General features: G+C 76.8%; 10 protein-coding genes. 7 read left to right on the top strand and 3 right to left on the bottom strand.

Features of this window, described 5'->3' with window-relative positions; translation table 11 throughout:
• Positions 1–15 precede the first annotated feature (15 nt).
• Positions 16–2,250, bottom strand: coding sequence for a hypothetical protein (locus tag KRAD_RS25640; protein WP_157873559.1), 2,235 nt, complete (start codon positions 2,248–2,250; stop codon positions 16–18).
• Positions 2,251–2,310: 60 nt separating this feature from the next.
• On the opposite strand from KRAD_RS25640, the gene KRAD_RS27520 reads away from it, so the two are divergent.
• The 5 genes from KRAD_RS27520 (at position 2,311) to KRAD_RS09935 (ending at position 9,483) form a co-directional block, all read left to right on the top strand.
• A complete protein-coding gene (locus KRAD_RS27520) occupies positions 2,311–3,564 on the top strand; it encodes a glycosyltransferase 87 family protein (RefSeq protein WP_012085444.1) in 1,254 nt (417 codons plus the stop codon).
• A gap of 75 nt (positions 3,565–3,639) precedes the next feature.
• Positions 3,640–3,945 (top strand): WhiB family transcriptional regulator, encoded by a 306-nt coding sequence (locus KRAD_RS09950; RefSeq protein WP_012085443.1) that lies wholly within the window; start codon positions 3,640–3,642, stop codon positions 3,943–3,945.
• Positions 3,946–4,041: 96 nt separating this feature from the next.
• Positions 4,042–4,986, top strand: a complete 945-nt coding sequence (gene pheA, locus KRAD_RS09945; RefSeq protein ID WP_012085442.1) for a prephenate dehydratase — start codon at positions 4,042–4,044, stop codon at positions 4,984–4,986.
• Between the two features lie 64 nt (positions 4,987–5,050).
• On the top strand, positions 5,051–7,945 hold the full coding sequence (locus KRAD_RS24225) for an EAL domain-containing protein (protein ID WP_012085441.1): 2,895 nt from the start codon (positions 5,051–5,053) through the stop codon (positions 7,943–7,945).
• Positions 7,942–9,483, top strand: coding sequence for a GGDEF domain-containing protein (locus KRAD_RS09935; protein WP_012085440.1), 1,542 nt, complete (start codon positions 7,942–7,944; stop codon positions 9,481–9,483). Before KRAD_RS24225 ends, KRAD_RS09935 begins: the two co-directional genes overlap by 4 nt.
• Here KRAD_RS09935 and KRAD_RS09930 read toward each other — a convergent pair.
• Positions 9,425–10,525: a diacylglycerol/lipid kinase family protein gene (locus KRAD_RS09930; RefSeq protein ID WP_012085439.1), complete on the bottom strand. Its 1,101-nt coding sequence runs from the start codon at positions 10,523–10,525 to the stop codon at positions 9,425–9,427. The genes KRAD_RS09935 and KRAD_RS09930 overlap by 59 nt on opposite strands.
• A gap of 68 nt (positions 10,526–10,593) precedes the next feature.
• Between KRAD_RS09930 and serS the strand changes: the two genes are divergently transcribed.
• Complete coding sequence (serS, locus tag KRAD_RS09925) at positions 10,594–11,868, top strand: serine--tRNA ligase (protein WP_041292012.1); 1,275 nt, start codon at positions 10,594–10,596, stop codon at positions 11,866–11,868.
• A 72-nt stretch (positions 11,869–11,940) separates the two neighbouring features.
• On the top strand, positions 11,941–12,765 hold the full coding sequence (locus tag KRAD_RS09920; RefSeq protein ID WP_203417540.1) for an HAD family hydrolase: 825 nt from the start codon (positions 11,941–11,943) through the stop codon (positions 12,763–12,765).
• 22 nt (positions 12,766–12,787) lie between these two features.
• Here KRAD_RS09920 and KRAD_RS09915 read toward each other — a convergent pair whose 3' ends face one another.
• The gene (locus KRAD_RS09915; RefSeq protein WP_012085436.1) at positions 12,788–13,375 is read right to left on the bottom strand and encodes a hypothetical protein; all 588 of its coding nucleotides are present in this window, start codon (positions 13,373–13,375) and stop codon (positions 12,788–12,790) included.
• Positions 13,376–13,539: the final 164 nt, after the last annotated feature.

Genomic DNA, 13,539 nt, shown 5'->3' with positions numbered 1-13,539 from the left:
CCGCCGGGCCCGTCCTCAGGCCCGCGCCGGGTCCCCCTCCGCGTCGGGGAGGTCCTCGTCCAGCACCCGGGTGCAGCAGGCGATGATCAGCGGGACGGCCAGCATCGCGCCCACCGCGGGCACCGCCGCGCCGGAGTCGTTGACGGCGAAGCCGATGCCCAGCAGCACCAGCAGGCAGGCCAGCCCGGGCTTCAGGACGGGGTGGCGCTCGTAGGCGCGCCGCAGGACCGAGACCCCCAGGACCTTCCGGCGCACGAGGACGAAGGCGATGAACACCGCGGCCAGGGCCAGGACCAGGCTGAGCAGCCAGTTGCCGTAGAGGATCCGCAGGTTCTGCGCGGCCTTGCGCTCCACGACCTGCCAGGCGCCGCCGTCGACGAGGGTCTGCACGAACCGGCCCAGGTGGGTCTGGTCGTCGACGGGCCGCAGCCAGTCCGCCACCGAGATCGCCGCCAGCACCAGGACGGTGGCGCCGAGGATCACGACGACGCGCCGCCAGGTGATCCGGACCCCGGCCACGGCGAGGGTGAGGAACCCGAAGGCGGGCAGGATCGCGGGCGGCCCGCCGAAGTCGCTGCCCAGGACGCCGTCGACGTAGGTCGCCACCAGCCCGAGGCCGGCGACGGTGGCGACGGCCGCGCGCCGGCGGCCGCTGCGCACCAGCCGGTCGGCGACGGCGATCGTGAACAGCAGCGAGCCGGTCGCGAAGAGGGCGAACTGCTGGTTGCCCAGGCCGTAGAAGCGGCCCGCGACGACCGGCTGCAGGCCGTTGAGGCTGGAGGTGATGAGCCGGGAGCCGGTGGCGCAGTCCACGGCCAGCACGGCGGCCGTCACGAACCCGACGAAGCCCAGCGGGCCGAGGGCGGCGCGGCGCCACGGCCCGAGCAGGGCCAGGGCGGTGATGACGGCGACGTAGAGGGCGACGGCCCCGGTGACGGCGAGCAGGTGGCTGCCGGTGGAGTCCCCGTGGCGCCACCACGGGATGGTGTTGGCCAGGAACGTGGAGGCGCACACCGCGCCGAACACGACGGTCAGCGCCCGCAGCCAGGCCAGGACCCGGCGCCGCCCGCGGTGCCCGCCCCAGGCCCGGCGCAGCGCGAGGGTGGCGACGCCGTAGAGGACGATCTGCGACGCGCCCCAGACGGTGAAGAACGGCCCGACGAGCGGCTGGACGGCCTGCGCGGCGGCGTCGAGGTCGCGGACCTTCTCCTCCCGGTCGCCCGCGGGGGTGCCGGCGTCGGTGGAGGTGACCGGGGCGCCGACGAGGCCGGGGGTGCCGTGGTCGCTGCCCAGCGCTAGGGCCAGCACGGTGGGGGTGAGGTCGGTGGTCTGGACGATCGCGGTCTGGCGGGTGGAGCGCGAGCCCAGCAGGCCGTCGTAGTCCCCCGCGCCCGGCTGCGGCCCGGTGGCGGCGCCGAACTGCAGGTGGGCGGTCCGGCCGGCGTCGGCCAGGGACACGGCCAGCAGGGTCGTGGCGTCGGCGCCGGTGGAGGCGGCGACCGCGCGCTGGACCGCGGCGACGACCTCGTCGACGGCGGCGACCTGCTCGGCGCGCGAGGACGCGGGGGCGGTCTCGTCGGCGGGGAGGTCCTCGGGGTCCCGGACGACACCGGCGTCGACGACGACGACCCGGGTGCCGCTCTCCAGGGCGTCCTGGACGTGGCCGCCGACCGCCGCGGGGGTGTCCGCGTCCCCGACGTGGCGCGGGACCGTGCCGTCCGTGCCGGCCAGGGCGATGCCCGCGCCCGGGCCGACGGCCAGGGTCGGGGTCCCCGCGTCCGCGAGCGCCTGCCCGAGGGTGCCGGGCTCGGCGCTGAAGGTGTCGCCCTCGGCGATCCGCCGGTACTCGGCGAAGTCGGGCTGGACGGTGGTGGTGCCCCGGGCGACGGGGTCGGCGACCGGCTCGCAGGCGGCGGCGGCGTGCTCGGCGGAGGTCCCGTCGAAGGCGGTGGCCCGCCGCCCGGCGGAGAGCCCGAGCCAGCCGTCGGCGGGGCAGGCGGCGGTGAAGACGCTGCGCACGGCGACGGTGCCGATGGCCCCTTCGCTCATCGACGCCAGCGCGGGTGTCGCCGCGGCGGAGACGTCGCTCCAGCGCACCCCGGAGAAGCCGACGACGACGAGGGGGGCGGGCGGCTCGGCGGCCCGGGCGGGCAGGGGGGCGGCCAGCAGCGCGGCCAGGACCATGAGGACCCCGATCAGGCGGGGGAGGGTCGTTCCGGCGCGCGGTCGGCGGGTGGTCAGGCTCGGCACCGTCACAGGCTAGGGGCGGTGGTGGTCGGGACCCGTGCGCTGCTGGGGGAGGATCGGGGCGTGCTGAGCGAGGGGACCCCGCGGACCGGTGCCGGCCTCTGGCGGGCGATCGGGGTGCTCGTGCTGCTGCTCGCGGCCGCGCCGATCGTCCACCGCTACCTCGTCGCCTACCCCGACGACCAGTGGCAGGTCGACCTGCAGGTGTACCGGGAGGCGGGGCGCTCGCTGCTGCTGGGGCGGCCGGTGTACCTCTTCGAGACCGAGGTCCCGCAGCTGCTGCCCTTCACCTACCCGACGTTCTCGGCGGTGCTGTCGATCCCGCTGGCGCTGCTGCCGTGGGGGGCGGCGGGCTGGGTGTGGACGGGCGTGCAGCTCGGGTTGCTCTACGCGATCGTCGGGCTGGCCTTCGCGCCGCTGCTGGCGCGCGCGGGGCGCTTCGCGGGCCTGGCCCACGGGGTGGTGGCCGCGCTGTGCGTGTGGATCTCGCCGGTGGGGGAGAACATCCGCTTCGGCCAGGTCAACGCGGTCCTGGTGACGCTGTGCCTGCTGGACCTGGTGAAGGGGAGCGACGGCCTGCGGGTGGGCCGGTTCACGCTGCGCTGGCCGCGCGGCGCCCTGGTGGGGGTCGCGGTGGCGATCAAGCTGACCCCGGGGGTCTTCCTCGTCCACTTCGCGCTCACCCGCCAGTGGCGGGAGCTGCGCAACGCGGTGCTCGCGGCGGCGGGGGTGACGGTGGCGACGTTCCTCGTCGCCCCCGAGGGGTCGCTGGAGTTCTGGACGTCGGCGCTGCTGAACTCCGACCGCCTCGGGCCGAACGCGGGCTCGTCGAACCAGTCGCTGCGCGGGTTCGTGCTGCGGCTGTACCTCTCCGACGGGGCGACGACGGCGCTGTGGGGGGTGCTGGCGCTGCTGGCGGCGGTGGCGGGGTTCGCGCTGGCGCGGGCGCTGCACCGGCGCGGGTCGCTGGTGGGGGAGGTCGCGGCGTGCGGGATGGTCGCGGTGCTGGTCTCGCCGGTCTCCTGGCTGCACCACCTGCTGTGGGGGGTCGTGGTGCTGGGCGCGGTGGCCGGCGACGGGCGGGTGCGTGCCCGCGCGGTGACCGCGGTGGTGGGGCTGCTGCTGCTGTGGGTGGCGTGGCCGTGGTGGGGGGCGAACCTGCTCGCCGAGCGCGGCGTGCCCACGGTGCTGGCGCGGGCGGTGCAGAACGGGGACCTGTGGTGGGCCTGCCTGTCCCTGCCGGCGATGTGGCTGCTGGTCGGGCGACACACCCCATCTCAATCACAGGTAGTGACGAACCAGTCGCGTAGCGTTTAGCTTTTCCCCCAGTGGGGCAAGTCGATCCCCGTGACCACGTGACCACCACGTGACTGCACCACCTAGGGGGATTCCGTGAGCGAGACGAGTCGAGGCCTGCGACCGACGGTCGACGCTTGGGAGTGGCAGCTCCTGGGTTCCTGCCGCGAGGCCGATCCAGAGCTCTTCTTCCACCCGGAGCTGGAGCGCGGCGCCGCGCGCCAGCACCGCGACGCCGCGGCGCTCGCCGTGTGCGCCGAGTGCCCGGTCCTGCGCCAGTGCCGGCAGCACGTCCTCACCCACCGCGAGAACTACGGCGTGTGGGGCGGGCTGACCGAGGACCAGCGCGACGCCATCTGGAGCGAGCGCACCGAGCGCCGCAAGCTGCGCCGGGCCGGCTGAGCGCGGGCGGTCCGCCCGGGGGCGGGGGCCCGGGCGGACCACCGCGAGCCGCCGAGGACCGTCGCGGACCCGCGAGGCCCGTTATGGTGCTCGACCGTGCTGCGCTACGCGTTCTTCGGTCCGGTCGGGACCTTCTCCGAAGCCGCCCTGCGGTCCGTCGTCGCCGACGCGCCCGCCGTCGCGATGCCCAGCGTCGACGCCACCATCGAGGCGGTCCGCAGCGGCGCCGCCGACGTCGGCTGCGTCCCCATCGAGAACTCCGTGGAGGGCGGGGTGCCGGCCACCCTCGACGGGCTGGCCGCCGGTGACCCCCTCGTCGTCGTCGCCGAGGTCGTCCTCCCCGTCACCTTCGTCCTCGCCGTCAAGCCGGGGACCGCCCTCGCCGACGTGGAGCGCGTCAGCACCCACTCCCACGCCCACGCCCAGGTGCGCGGGTGGCTGCGCACCCACCTGCCCGACGCCCTCTACGTGCCGGCCACCTCCACCGCGGCCGCCGCGCAGGCCCTCGCCGACGAGCTCGCCGGGGGCGCCCCCGCCGGCTTCGAGGGCGCCGTCTGCGCCCCCACCGCCGCCCGCGGCCTCGGCCTCGACGTCCTCGCCGAGCGCATCGAGGACCGCGCCGGCGCCCAGACCCGCTTCGTCCTGCTCTCCCGCCCCGGCGCGGGCACCGTCCCCGCCCCCACCGGCGACGACAAGACCTCCCTCGTCGTCTTCCTCCGGGAGGAACGGCCCGGGGCCCTCGTCGAGGCGCTGGAGCAGTTCGTCACCCGCGGCATCAACCTCACCCGGATCGAGTCCCGCCCCGCCGGGGACGCGCTGGGCCGCTACTGCTTCTCCATCGACTGCGACGGCCACGTCAGCGAGGCCCGCGTCGGGGAGGCGCTCATGGGCCTGCACCGCGTCAGCGACCACGTCCGCTTCGTCGGCAGCTACCCCCGCGCCGGCGGCGGGCGCCCCCCCGCCGGCACCGGCCCCACCGAGGACGACTTCGCCGCCGCCCAGGGGTGGCTGGACCGGTTGCGCGCCGGCGCCGGGTCCTGACCCGCCCGCCCCCTCACCCGGTCGGCGCATGCAGGGCGCGGTGGTGCGCTCCGACCGGTAGGGGGTGACCAGCCAGCAGCCCGAGCGGGCCCTCGACCTCGGCGAGGGGGGACCCGACCGCCGCGTCGTCGCCGTCGGGTACCTGCTGACCAGCCTCGTCAGCGCCTCAGTGGCGCTGCTGCCCGTCTGGCCGGGCGTGCACGACCTGCCCGTCCTCCTCATCGCCTCCCTCGGCCTGCTCACCGGCGCCGGGCTGCTGCTCTCGCCCGCGTGGCCGATGGCCGGGCCCCGCACCGCCGTCGTCGGCACGGCCCTCGGCACCTCCGTCGCCGTCTACGCCGCCGACGGCTCGCCCGGGATCGGGGTGCTCGTCGCCCTGTACTCCGCGGCCGCCGCGCACATCCCCTTCCTGCGCTCCGGGCGCGCCGTCCTCGCCGCCACCGCGCTGCCGTTCGCGCTGCTGCCCGTCGCGCTGATCGCCTCCGGGCACGCCCACCAGGTGCTCGGCTGGGTCCTCGTGCTGCCCGCCACCACCGTCGTCCCCGTGCTCGGCGTACGGTCCCTGCTGCGCCTGGCCGCCCACCGGGCCCGCCGCGACGGCGGCTCCGACCTCCTCAACCGCACCGGCCTGCTCGAGAGCTGCGCCCAGCGGCTGGAGCGCGACGAGGACCTCGGGGAGCGGGTGGCCGTGAACGTCGTCCACTTCGACGACCTGCGCGACCTGCGCCCGGTCCTGGGGCCCGCCGCCGCCGAGGAGGTCCTCGCCGAGTGCGCGCGCCGCGCCGCCGCCCTGCCCGGCTCCGTCGTCGCCCGCATCGACCTGGACTCCCTGGCCGTCGTGCAGCCCGTCGAGCTCGACGCCTCCGGGGAGCCGGTCCGCACCGCCGTCGAGGAGGGCCGCGCGCTGCGCGAGCTGCTGCGCGCCCACGTCGACCTCGCCGCCGACGGCCCCGGCCAGGGCCTGCGGGTGCGCCCCGGCGTCTCGGTCGGCGTCGCCCGCGCCCCCGAGCACGGGCGGGACGTCGAGGACCTCCTCGCCCTCGCCGACGTCGCCGCCGTGCGCGCCGGCGCCGAGCAGCACCGCGTCGCCGTCACCGGGGGCGGCGCCGCCTTCGACGTCGACGCGCTGCGCCTGCACGCCGAGCTGCCCGCCGCCGTGGAGGACGGCCAGCTGCGCGTGCACTACCAGCGGCTGGTGACCGCCGGCACCGGCCGCACCGTCGGCGTGGAGGCCCTCGTGCGCTGGCAGCACCCCGAGCGGGGGCTGCTGGGGCCCGGCGCGTTCGTCCCCCTCGCCGAGCGCAGCCAGGCCATCGTGGGCCTGACCCTCTGGGTGCTGCGCACCGCCGCCGCCCAGTGCGGGGCCTGGCGCGCCGCCGGTCACGACGTGGGGGTGTCGGTCAACGTCTCCCCCGTCGTGCTCGCCGACCCCTCCCTCCTCGACGCCGTGCGCCGGGCCGTCGCCGACAACGACCTCGGACGCGGCACCCTGACCCTGGAGGTCACCGAGAGCGCCCTGCTGGGCGACCCCGCGGGCGTCCCCGCCGTGCTGGCGGCCCTGCGCGAGGCCGGGGCGCGCATCTCCCTGGACGACTTCGGCACCGGCTACACGTCGCTGACGATGCTGCGCCAGTTCGAGGTCGACGAGCTCAAGATCGACCGGTCCTTCGTCGCCGCCGCCCCGGGGGCCCCCGCCGACGCCGCCATCGTCCGGGCCCTGGTCGACCTCGCCCACCGGCTGTCCCTGGACGTCGTCGCCGAGGGCGTGGAGGACGCCCGCACCGCCGACCTCGTCCGCAGCCTCGGCGCCGACGTCCTGCAGGGCTTCCACTTCGCCCGGCCCATCCCCGCCGAGCAGGTCTTCACCACCCCGGCCGAGGCCCCCCGGGACGTCCCCGCCGCACCCGCCGCACCCGCCGCACCCGCCGCACCCGCCGCCCCCGCCGCGCGGGCCCCGCGCGGCGGCGACGAGGAGGAGCGGGTGGGCCTCGCGCGCACCGTCCTCGGCGCCACCGCCCGCTCCGAGGGGCTGCTGCGCAGCGTCACCGCCCTCGCCGCCGCCGTGTGCGGGACGGAGTTCGCCAGCTTCAACGTCGTCACCGAGGAGCACGTCCACGCGCTGGCCCCGCACGGGCACGACCGCAGCCTCGTCCCCCGCGACGGGACGCCGTGCGCGTGGACCGCGCACCAGCGCGACGTCCTGCACCTCGACCCCGCGACCGACCCGCGCACCCTCGGCGGCGTGGCCGCCGGGTACGGGGTCCGCCACTACGTCGGGGTCCCCGTCACCGACGCCGGCGGGCGCGTCCTCGGCGTCCTCTGCGCCTACGACCACCACGGGACCCGGCCGGCCACCGCGCTGCAGCGCACCCAGCTGCAGGCGCTCGCGGGCGTGGTCGCCGACCACCTCGCCGGGGTCGACGCCGCCGGTCAGCTCGCCCGCCTCCACGGCCTGCTGCAGGCGATGGCCGAGCTCGACGGCAGCCGCGACCCCGACCGGCTCCTCGCGGGGTTCGGCGCGGCCGTCCACGAGCTGCTCCGCCCCGACTTCAGCTTCCTCGTCGGCCCCACCACGCCCCTGCGCGAGCGCTGGGACGTCCTCGACCACCGCGGCGACGTCGACCCCGACGTGCTGGGCCGGGTCGTCTTCGACGCCCCCGGCCGCAGCGCCGTCGCCCGCTCCGTGGCCACCGGGCGCCCGGTGTGGGTGCCGGACGCCGCGACCAGCACCGTCGTCGCCGGCGACCTCGCCCGCCGCGTCGGGGTGGGCTCGGTCCTCACCGTCCCCCTCGTCGGCCCCGACGGCGTCGTCAACGTGCTCTCCGCCGTCTGGCGCCACCCCCAGCGCGACCTCAGCCCGGTGCTGCGCGACGCCGCCGTCGCGGCCGCCACCCGCGTCGCCCGCCAGCTCGCCGTCCGCCCCGACCGGCCCGCCGCCCCCCTGGAGGTGGTGGGGTGAGCGGGCGGTCCGCCCGCCCGCGGGCGGCGCGGGGCCCGCGCCGGGACCTGCTCGTCCTCGCCGCCGTCGGCCTGCTCGGCGCGGGGTACCTGCTGCTGCCCGCGGGCCGGGTGGAGGTGCTCGGCTACGCCGTCCTCGCCTGGGCCGCCGCGCTCGTCCTCGTCCGCGCCGTGGCGACCGGCCCCGACCTGCGCCCGTGGCGGGCGATGGTCGCCGCGCAGCTGCTGTTCGCGCTCGCCGAGACCGTCTCCGTCGTGCAGCGCTGGCAGGGCCGGGCCCCCTTCCCCTCCGGCGCCGACGCGGTCTTCCTCCTGGCCCAGGGGCTGCTGTTCCTGGCCGTGCTGCGCCTGCTGCCCGCCCCGCGCGGGGGCGTGCGGCGCGGGGCGCTGCTGGACACCGTCGTCGTCACCACCAGCACCGGCCTGCTCTTCGCCGTCTACACCGTGCTGCCCGCCTTCGGCGGCGACGGCGACCTCCCCGCCCGCCTCGTCGCCGCCGCCTACCCGCTGTGCGACGTGGCCGTGGTGTTCCTGCTGGTGCGCGTCACCGGCTGGCGCGACGGGCGGCCGCGGGCGTTCTGGCTGCTGACCCTCGGCCTGGGCTCCAGCGTCGTCGCCGACGTCACCTTCGCCGTCCTGACGGTGCTGGGGGAGGAGGCCGCCCCGCGGTGGGTGCGCCTGCTGTGGCTGGTGTTCTACGGCTGCGTCGCGGCCGCGGGGTGCGGTCCCTCCGCGGGCGGTCTCGGCCGCCCGCCCGTCGAACGGCGCTCCGAGCCGGAGCTCGTGCGGCTGCCGCTGCTGGCCGCCGCCGCGCTGGTGCCCCCCGTCGTCCTCGTCGTGGAGCACGCCGTCCTGGACGTGGACCACGGGCTCGCGCTGGGCCTGGTCACCGTCGTCGTCGTGGCGCTGGTGCTGGTGCGCCTCGCGGACCTGCTGCGGGTCCTGCACGGCCAGGCCGAGGTGGTGGCCCAGCTCGCCGGGACCGACCCGCTCACCGGGCTGCCCAACCGCCGCGCCTGGGACGCCGAGGTGGACCGCGTCTTCGCCCGCGCCGCGGCCGACCCGGAGCTGGCCGTCACGGTGGCCATCGTCGACCTCGACCGCTTCAAGGCCTACAACGACGCCCACGGCCACGACGGCGGCGACGACCTCCTCGTCACCGCCGCCCGCGCCTGGCGGGGCGTGCTGCCCGGGGCGTTCCTGGCCCGCTGGGGCGGGGAGGAGTTCGCCGTGCTGCTGCCCGGGCTGGACGCGGACCGCGCGGGGGCGGTGCTGCGGGCCGTGCACGCCGCCGTCCCGCACGGGCAGACCTGCTCGATCGGGGTCGCGACGTGGGACCGGGCCGAGGTCCCGCCCGCGGTCCTGGCCCGCGCCGACGCCGCGCTGTACCGGGCCAAGCGGACCGGGCGCGACCGGACCGTCCACGCCGAGGACCGCGCCGGGGACGACGCCGGGGACCGCGCCGGGGGGCGCGGCGCGGTCAGGGGTGCAGCGGCGGGCAGCGCACCAGCAGCGCTCCCGGCTCCACGCTCAGCGTGATCCGGCGGGCCTCGCCGATGGGGTCGCCGTCCAGCTCCACCTCCTGCGGGTCACCGGCCGAGACCTCGAACCGGCGCCCGCGCAGGTGCTGCACCCGGCGCTGGCCGCGGCGGTCGCGGGTGGCGATGGCCCACGCGACCTCCCCCCAGCCGATGCCGCCGCGCGGGGAGATGACCACGGCGTCGAGGTAGCCGTCGTCGATCTCCGCGTCCGGCATCAGGACGAGCTGCCGCGTCAGCTTCCCGCAGTTGCCGACGATGACCGCGCGGGTGCGCACCGACACCGGGTCCCCGTCGTCGACGCGGACCCGGACCTTCGTCTGCGGCCCCCACAGCGCCCGGGCGCCGGAGACGACGTACGCGCCGTAGCCCAGCCGCCGCTTCAGCCGGTCCTCGACGCCGGCCATCATCGCCGCGTCGAAGCCCAGCCCGGCCATGACCAGGAACAGGTGCCGCTCGGGGGCGGCGTCGTGACCGGAGCGGTCCACCTCCAGCCACCCGACGTCGACGCGGTGGTCGGCCTCGGAGAACACCAGGTCCAGGGCCGCGGCGAGGTCGGTGTGCGGGACGTCGAGGTTGCGCGCCAGCAGGTTCCCGGTGCCCGCGGGCAGCAGCGCCATCGGCGTCGAGGTCCCGGTCATCGCCTCGGCCACCGAGCGCACCGTGCCGTCCCCGCCCGCGGCCAGGACGAGGTCGACCCCCTCGGCGAGGGCCTGGCGCGCCTGCGGGCCGCCGTGCTCGGTGGGCGTGGTCGGCAGCCACAGCGGGTCGGCCCAGCCGTGGGAGCGGAACACCGCGGCGACGTAGGCCTGCCGGCGGCGCAGCGCGTGCTCGTCCAGGACGCTGAACTTCGTCGGGTTGACCACGATCGCCGCCCGCCGCCGCCGCGGGGGGTCCCCGGGCACCGCGGGCGGGGCCGGCTGCTGCGCGCGCAGCGCGCGCGTGGCCCGGCGCTCGCGGGCCAGCAGCGTGAACGTCACGACGAGGGCGACGGCGAGCAGGACGGCGAGGGCGCCGGTGCCGAAGAGGTCCGCCACCGTCATCGGGCGCACGCTACCGGCTGCCGGGAACCAGGTCGGGTCCGGGCGGGGTGACCCGTTACTGTCGTGACGTGATCGACCTGCGACTGCTGAGGGACGAACCGGACGTCGTCCGCGCGAGCCAGCGGGCCCGCGGCGAGGACGAGGGCGTCGTCGACCGCGTCCTCGACGCCGACGCGCGCCGCCGCGCCTCCATCGCCGAGTTCGAGCAGCTGCGCGCGGAGCAGAAGTCCCGCGGCAAGCTCGTCGCCGCCGCGAAGGGCGAGGAGAAGCAGCAGCTGCTGGCCGGGGTGAAGGAGCTCTCCGAGCGCGTGAAGGCGGCCGAGGCGCGCTCGAACGAGGCGGGCGAGGAGTTCGAGGCGCTGCTGCGCTCCATCCCCAACGTCGTCGAGGACGGCGTCCCCGCCGGGGGCGAGGACGACTACGTGGTCCTCGAGGAGGTCGGCAGCCCGCCGTCGCTGCCGGAGGGCCTGGACGCCTGGCGCGACCACCTCGACCTGGGCGAGCGCCTGGGCGCCATCGACATGGAGCGCGGCGCGAAGGTCGCCGGTTCGCGGTTCTACTTCCTCACCGGGGTCGGCGCCCTCCTGGAGCTGGCGCTGCTGAACCTGGCGGTGGCGAAGGCCGTCGCCAACGGCTTCACCCCGATGATCACCCCGACGCTGGTGAAGCCGGAGGTCATGGCGGGCACCGGTTTCCTCGGCGCGCACGCGGCGGAGGTGTACCACCTGGAGGAGGACGACCTCTACCTCACGGGGACCTCCGAGGTCGCCCTCGCCGGCTACCACGGCGACGAGATCCTCGACCTGTCCGCCGGCCCGAAGCGCTACGCGGGCTGGTCGGCCTGCTACCGCCGCGAGGCCGGTTCCTACGGCAAGGACACCCGCGGCGTCATCCGCGTCCACCAGTTCCACAAGGTGGAGATGTTCTCGTACTGCCGTCCCGAGGACGCCGCCGCCGAGCACCGGCGGCTGCTGGGCTTCGAGAAGGACATGCTCGCCGCCGTCGAGGTCCCGTACCGCGTCATCGACACCGCCGCGGGCGACCTGGGTTCCTCGGCCGCGCGCAAGTTCGACTGCGAGGCGTGGGTGCCCTCCCAGGGCACCTACCGAGAGCTGAGCTCCACCTCGAACTGCACGACGTTCCAGGCCCGCCGCCTCGGGGTCCGCGAGCGCCTGGAGGAGGGGTCGGGAACCCGTCCGGTCGCCACCCTCAACGGCACGCTGGCCACGACCCGCTGGATCGTGGCGATCCTGGAGAACCACCAGCAGGCCGACGGCTCGGTCCGGGTGCCCGCCGCGCTGCAGCCGTTCCTGGGCCTGGAGGTCCTCACCCCCGTCGGGTGAGGTCCCCGCGCCGCCGTCCCGCCGTCGGGCGGCGCGGGCGGCGCGGACGGCGCCGGCGCCTAGAGTGGCTGCGTGAGCAGAGGTCTGGACGGCGTGATGGTGGCGCTCGACATCGACGGGACCGTCGTCGACCTGGACGAGAAGATGTCCGACCGGGTCCGCGAGGCGGTGCAGGGGGTCGCGGCGGGTGGCGCGCACGTCGTCGTCGCCACCGGCCGCTCGCTGCACGGGACGGTGCCGGTGCTGCAGCGCCTGGGGCTGCACCACGGGTTCGCGGTGTGCTCCAACGGGGCCGTGACCGTCGAGCTGGACCCGGCCGAACCCGCGGGCTACCGGGTCGTCTCCCTGCACACCTTCGACCCGTCCGCGGTGGCCGGGGAGCTGTACGAGCACCTGCCGACGGGGTTGTTCGCCGTCGAGGTCCTCGGCCGCGGGTTCAAGGTGACCGCCCCCTTCCCCGACGGGGAACTCACCGGCGAGCTGGAGGTCGTGCCCTTCGAGGAGCTGTTCGCCGAGCCGGTGATGCGGGTCGTCGTGCGCAGCCCCGAGCACTCCTCCGCGGAGTTCTCCCGCCTCGTCGAGCGGGTCGGGCTGCACGGGGTCGCGTACTCCGTCGGCTGGACCGCCTGGCTGGACCTGGCTCCCGACGGGGTGACCAAGGCCAGCGCGCTGGAGGAGGTCCGGGTGCGCCTCGACGTCGCGCGCCGCGCCACCCTGGCCGTCGGCGACGGGCGCAACGACGTCGAGATGCTGCGCTGGGCCGCCCGGGGCGTCGCCATGGGCAACGCCCCGGCCGAGGTGCGCGAGGCCGCCGACGCCGTCACCGCGCACGTGGACGAGGACGGGCTGGCGCTCGTGCTGGAGGACCTGCTCGCCTCGGGGTTCCCGGCGGCGTGACGCCGCCGGGCCCCCGGGGTGGTCAGCGCAGGTGCAGGCGCCCCAGGACGCCCTTCGCGGTCGCGCCGGCCCGGTAGGACTGCACGAGGGCGGCGTTGCAGGCGATGTTCCCCCCGGCCAGCAGGGGCACGAGGACCTGCGCGACCCGCTGCCGGCGCTGCCAGGCCGCGAGGTCGTGCGGGGTGTTCTGGGTGGGGGTGGTGGCGTCCTTCACCGAGACCGGCTCGCCGCGGCGCTCAGCGGCCTCGGCCGCGCGGGCGATCTCGTGGCCGCAGTAGCTGGCGTAGGCCGTCGCCGCCGCCCCGGCCAGCACGAAGCCGACCTTGATGGCGCCGGTGCGGGCGTAGCCCTCCTGCAGGGCCAGGCGCTGGCTGCTGGACTTGGTGAGCAGGGTGCCGGTGACCAGGACGGTGGCGATGCTGCCCCACTGCACGGGGGAGAACCGGTGCCAGGCCGAGGCCGCGACGGCGATGCGGTCCTTGCCGACGCTGAGGTCGGAGCCGGACTTGTTGACCCCGGCCACCCCCATGAGGTTGCCGCCGAACCAGAGGGCGGAGGCGAGGTCGTGGACGGCCTGGGTGAGGGTGTTGCTGTCGTCGTTCGTGCTCACGGGGACTCCCGGGGTGCTCGGTGAAGGGTTCTCCCAGGACCCTGCCCCGTCCGGCGGGACCGAAACCCGCCGCCGGGCCCGCGTCCGGTCGCGCCGGTCCCCGCCCGGCCCGCCGGGGTGCCCCGCGGCGGCTAACCTCGACGGGCGGGTCCGGCCCGAGCCCG

It is taken from the genome of Kineococcus radiotolerans SRS30216 = ATCC BAA-149 (assembly GCF_000017305.1).
Lineage (GTDB): Bacteria > Actinomycetota > Actinomycetes > Actinomycetales > Kineococcaceae > Kineococcus > Kineococcus radiotolerans.
The sequence above is the reverse complement of the archived record's forward strand: the minus strand, read 5'-3'. Positions and strand labels throughout refer to the sequence as shown.

Excerpts from the sequence above, each read along its gene's own strand:
- KRAD_RS09930 (WP_012085439.1), bottom strand. The coding sequence starts at position 10,525 with ATGACGGTGGCGGACCTCTTCGGCACCGGCGCCCTCGCCGTCCTGCTC.